This window comes from Exiguobacterium sp. BRG2 (assembly GCF_031844245.1).
Classification (GTDB): Bacteria; Bacillota; Bacilli; order Exiguobacteriales; family Exiguobacteriaceae; genus Exiguobacterium_A.
The window spans coordinates 1-2751 of sequence record NZ_JAUZUW010000024.1 but is presented as its reverse complement, the minus strand read 5'-3'; the positions used below and the strand labels follow the sequence as shown (position 1 = coordinate 2751).

At 54.8% G+C, this 2751-nt stretch carries 1 rRNA gene; it reads left to right on the top strand.

Features of this window, described 5'->3' with window-relative positions:
• Positions 1 to 2743: ribosomal RNA gene (locus Q9R23_RS15865) — 23S ribosomal RNA — on the top strand; the annotation flags it as partial.
• Between the last annotated feature and the right edge of the window lie 8 nt (positions 2744 to 2751).

Below are 2751 nucleotides of genomic sequence, written 5' to 3'. Positions count from 1 at the left end.
GTAGCGTGAGGCAGACCCGGGGAACTGAAACATCTAAGTACCCGGAGGAAGAGAAAGCAAATGCGATTCCCTGAGTAGCGGCGAGCGAAACGGGAACAGCCCAAACCGGAGAGCATGCTCTTCGGGGTTGTAGGACACTCTATACGGAGTCAAAAAGGAAGACAGTAGGTGAAGGACCTGGAAAGGTCGGCCGAAGAAGGTGACAGCCCTGTAGCTGAAACTGTTTTCCCTCCAGAGTGGATCCTGAGTACGGCGGGACACGTGAAACCCCGTCGGAATCCGGGAGGACCATCTCCCAAGGCTAAATACTCCCTAGTGACCGATAGTGAACCAGTACCGTGAGGGAAAGGTGAAAAGCACCCCGGAAGGGGAGTGAAATAGATCCTGAAACCGTATGCCTACAAGTAGTCAGAGCCCGTTAACGGGTGATGGCGTGCCTTTTGTAGAATGAACCGGCGAGTTACGATAACGCGCGAGGTTAAGCCGATGAGGCGGAGCCGTAGCGAAAGCGAGTCTGAACAGGGCGTTCAGTGCGTTGTCGTAGACCCGAAACCAGGTGATCTACCCATGTCCAGGATGAAGGTCAGGTAACACTGACTGGAGGTCCGAACCCACGCACGTTGAAAAGTGCGGGGATGAGGTGTGGGTAGCGGTGAAATGCCAATCGAACCTGGAGATAGCTGGTTCTCCCCGAAATAGCTTTAGGGCTAGCCTCGAGGTTGAGAGTTCTGGAGGTAGAGCACTGATTGGACTAGGGGCCCCCACAGGGTTACCGAATTCAGTTAAACTCCGAATGCCAGCAACTTATACTCGGGAGTCAGACTGCGAGTGATAAGATCCGTAGTCAAGAGGGAAACAGCCCAGACCGCCAGCTAAGGTCCCCAAGTGTATGTTAAGTGGAAAAGGATGTGGCGCTGCCTAGACAGCTAGGATGTTGGCTTAGAAGCAGCCACCATTCAAAGAGTGCGTAATAGCTCACTAGTCGAGTGGCGCCGCGCCGAAAATGTAACGGGGCTAAACATACCACCGAAGCTGCGGATTCCGTAAGGAATGGTAGGGGAGCGTTCCAAACCGCTGTGAAGCTGTACCGGAAGGAGCAGTGGAGCGTTTGGAAGTGAGAATGCCGGTGTGAGTAGCGAAAAGAGGGGTGAGAATCCCCTCCGTCGAAAGCCCAAGGTTTCCTGAGGAAGGCTCGTCCGCTCAGGGTTAGTCTGGACCTAAGCCGAGGCCGAAAGGCGTAGGCGATGGATAACAGGTTGATATTCCTGTACCGCCGATCCACCGTTTGAACAATGGGGGGACGCAGGAGGATAGTGACGCATGCGGATGGAAGTGCATGTGCAAGTTTCAAGACCGTCTGATTGGCAAATCCGTCAGGCACCACAGTCAAGGAACGACGCGGAGTCCCGTAGGGACGTAGGTCACGATTTCACACTGCCAAGAAAAGCCTCTAGTGAGGGGGAAGGCGCCAGTACCGTAAACCGACACAGGTAGGCGAGATGAGAATTCTAAGACGCGCGGGATAACTCTCGTTAAGGAACTCGGCAAAATGGTCCCGTAACTTCGGGAGAAGGGACGCTCTACATGAGTAGAGCCGCAGTGAATAGGCCCAAACGACTGTTTAGCAAAAACACAGGTCTCTGCTAAATCGCAAGATGACGTATAGGGGCTGACGCCTGCCCGGTGCTGGAAGGTTAAGGGGATGGGTTAGCGCAAGCGAAGCTTTGAACCGAAGCCCCAGTAAACGGCGGCCGTAACTATAACGGTCCTAAGGTAGCGAAATTCCTTGTCGGGTAAGTTCCGACCCGCACGAAAGGCGTAACGATTTGGGCACTGTCTCAACGAGAGACCCGGTGAAATCATAGTACCTGTGAAGATGCAGGTTACCCGCGACAGGACGGAAAGACCCCATGGAGCTTTACTACAGCCTGATATTGAGGCTTTGTGCATGATGTACAGGATAGGCGGGAGACGTCGAGCCCGGAGCGCCAGCTTCGGAGGAGTCACCCTTGGGATACCGCCCTTCATGCATAGAGTCTCTAACTCGCAGCCGTGATCCGGCTGGAGGACCGTGTCAGGCGGGTAGTTTGACTGGGGCGGTCGCCTCCTAAACAGTAACGGAGGCGCCCAAAGGTTCCCTCAGAATGGTTGGAAATCATTCGTAGAGCGCAAAGGCAGAAGGGAGCTTGACTGCGAGACCTACAAGTCGAGCAGGGACGAAAGTCGGGCTTAGTGATCCGGTGGTTCCGCATGGAAGGGCCATCGCTCAACGGATAAAAGCTACCCTGGGGATAACAGGCTGATCTCCCCCAAGAGTCCACATCGACGGGGAGGTTTGGCACCTCGATGTCGGCTCATCGCATCCTGGGGCTGGAGTAGGTCCCAAGGGTTGGGCTGTTCGCCCATTAAAGCGGTACGCGAGCTGGGTTCAGAACGTCGTGAGACAGTTCGGTCCCTATCCGTCGTGGGCGCAGGAAATTTGAGGAGAGCTGTCCTTAGTACGAGAGGACCGGGATGGACGCACCGCTGGTGTACCAGTTGTTCCGCCAGGAGCATCGCTGGGTAGCTACGTGCGGACGGGATAAATGCTGAAAGCATCTAAGCATGAAGCCCCCTCCAAGATGAGATTTCCCTTTGAGTAATCAAGAAAGACCCCTCAGAGACGATGAGGTAGATAGGTCACGGGTGGAAGCATGGCGACATGTGGAGCTGAGTGATACTAATCGGTCGAGGCCTTGTTCTAGCAGATGC